The 2,071-nt window shown below is 71.8% G+C and carries 3 protein-coding genes; 2 read left to right on the top strand and 1 reads right to left on the bottom strand.

The window, feature by feature from the left end; translation table 11 throughout:
* Positions 1-104 precede the first annotated feature (104 nt).
* Together tadA and Q7T09_RS03050 are read left to right on the top strand one after the other, a co-directional pair.
* Positions 105-557, top strand: coding sequence for a tRNA adenosine(34) deaminase TadA (gene tadA, locus Q7T09_RS03055; RefSeq protein WP_304697516.1), 453 nt, complete (start codon positions 105-107; stop codon positions 555-557).
* Positions 554-979 carry a DUF6265 family protein gene (locus Q7T09_RS03050; RefSeq protein WP_304697515.1) on the top strand — a complete coding sequence of 142 codons (426 nt, stop codon included), beginning with the start codon at positions 554-556 and terminating at the stop codon, positions 977-979. The genes tadA and Q7T09_RS03050 overlap by 4 nt, the downstream gene beginning before the upstream one ends.
* A 3-nt stretch (positions 980-982) precedes the next feature.
* Here Q7T09_RS03050 and Q7T09_RS03045 read toward each other — a convergent pair.
* A partial coding sequence (locus Q7T09_RS03045; RefSeq protein ID WP_304697513.1) for an alkyl sulfatase dimerization domain-containing protein occupies positions 983-2,071 on the bottom strand: 1,089 nt, incomplete at its 5' end.

The raw sequence follows: 2,071 nt of genomic DNA, 5'->3' as shown, positions 1-2,071 counted from the left end.
GAGGCGACGCCGGCCCGCGCCATGGCCTTGGCGATGCGTTCGCCGCCTTGACCTTGGGGGTCGTCCTGGGTGTCTTGGGGATCGTGGACCATGATTTTCGCACCATGCGCATCGCGCTCGAAGCCGCGCAAGCCGCAGCCGACCGTGGCGAGACCCCGGTGGGCGCCGTGGTGGTCCATCCGGCTACCGGCGAGGTGATCGCCGTGGGCGCCAATGGGCCCATCGGCGCGCACGATCCCACGGCCCACGCCGAGATCGTGGCCCTGCGGGAGGCCGCCCGGAAGCTCGGCAACTACCGGCTCACGGGACTCACCCTGGTGGTGACGCTGGAGCCCTGCGCCATGTGCGCGGGGGCCATCAGCCATGCCCGCATAGGCCGGGTGGTGTTCGGCGCGCAGGATCCCAAGGGCGGGGCGGTGGTGCATGGGCCTAGGTTCTTCGAGCTGCCCACCTGCCACTGGCGGCCCACCGTGACCGGCGGGGTGCTGGCCGACGAGAGCTCGGACATGCTGAAGGGCTTCTTCCGGGCCCTGCGGAAAAAGGGAGAGACGACATGATCCTGGCCCTGCTCGCCGCGGCGGTCATCGCCGCGCCCGCCGACCTCACCTGGATGGCCGGGTCCTGGCGCCACGAGGCCGACGGCGTCGTCACGCGGGAGACCTGGCTGGCGCCCGAGGGCGGGACCCTGACCGGGGCGGGCCAGGTCAATGCGCCGGGCAAGCCGGCCCGCAGCGAGTTCATGACCATCACGCTCGGACCGGCGGGCCTGACCTTCACCGCCTATGTGGACGGCCAGCCCCCGATCCCCTTCGTGGCCGTCCCCAGCGACCCGGGCAGCGCGGTGTTCGAGAACCTGGCCCACGACTTCCCGCGGCGGGTCATGTACCGCCGCTGCGGCGAGAACCTCTGCGCGGGGATCGAGGGGACGGTCGCCGGCCAGGTGCGGCGCGAGCACTGGACCTACGTGCCGGCGAAGTAGCCTTCACCCCCGGAACAGGTCCAGGAAGGCCGCGAGGTCGGCGGGGGAGCCCTTGTCCAGCTTGAGCTTGCCCGAGGCGAGCGCGGCTTGCATCGCGCTCGGCGAGGCCATGGCCGCCACCAGGTCGGCCTTGGAGCCCGCCAGCACCACGGCGGCGTCCGGAGCGGCCCCCTGGGCGGTCTCGGCGACGCCGGTCCGAACCTTGATGGTCCAGTCGCCGTCCGCTCCCAGCTTCAGGGCCAGGCTGGCGTTGGTCTGAGCGGCTTTCTCGGCGTTGAGGCGGACCGGGAAGGTGGCGACGATGGCGCTGGCCGGCAGGCCCTGGGCCTGGGCCCCGCCCTGGCGGGCGCCGACGATGGTCTTCCAGTTCGGAGCCTTGCCCGACAGCTCGGCGGCCTGCTCCAGGTAGTAGTTGCGGCCGTTGGGGGAGACGCTGTCGAAACCGAGCTGGCGCAGGGACCTGGCCTCCAGCGCGTCGGCCTGGGGCTTCAGAGCCGGGTCGGCGCGGCCGACATAGGCGGCCAGCTCCGCCGACCACTTCCACTTTCCGGCCGTGTAGGCGGCGTCGGCCTTGGCGAGCGCGGCTGCGGGACCGCCGGCCAGGTCGGTGATCTCCCGGGCGCGCAGGTCCGGCGCGTCCCTGGACAGTTCGGCGGCGTCGCCGCTGAACCAGCCCATGTATCCGGCGAAGATCGAGCGCACCGACCACTCCACCGTGCCGTAGTGCTCGAAGAGGAAGGGATTGGCGGCCAGCCGGGCCGGCAGCTTCACCCTCTCGACGATCTCGTCCGGCGTCAGGCCCTGGTTCATCCAGCGGACCGTCTGGTCGTGGGTGAAGGAAATGGCGTCGCGGTAGTCGGTGAGGGTCGCGGCGATGGCCTGCGCGCCCAAGATGGGCCGGGTGTGGGAGGGGACCAGCACATCGGCGTGCAGGGCGCGCATGCGGTCCAGTGAGGCCACCCACTGGACCGGGTCGCGGTAGCTGGTGCCGCGGATCGTGTAGAGGTTGGGGAAGGCCTTGTAGATGTTGTCGCCGGGGAACAGCACGCGGCGGTGGGGCATCCAGACGAAGAGCTGGTCCTCGGTCTCGCC

The organism is Phenylobacterium sp., from assembly GCF_030645195.1.
Classification (GTDB): Bacteria; Pseudomonadota; Alphaproteobacteria; order Caulobacterales; family Caulobacteraceae; genus Phenylobacterium.
This window is presented reverse-complemented; position numbering and strand designations above follow the sequence as displayed.

Coding starts and splice junctions, on each gene's coding strand:
- tadA (WP_304697516.1), top strand. CDS start 105: ATGCGCATCGCGCTCGAAGCCGCGCAAGCCGCAGCCGACCGTGGCGAG.
- Q7T09_RS03050 (WP_304697515.1), top strand. CDS start 554: ATGATCCTGGCCCTGCTCGCCGCGGCGGTCATCGCCGCGCCCGCCGAC.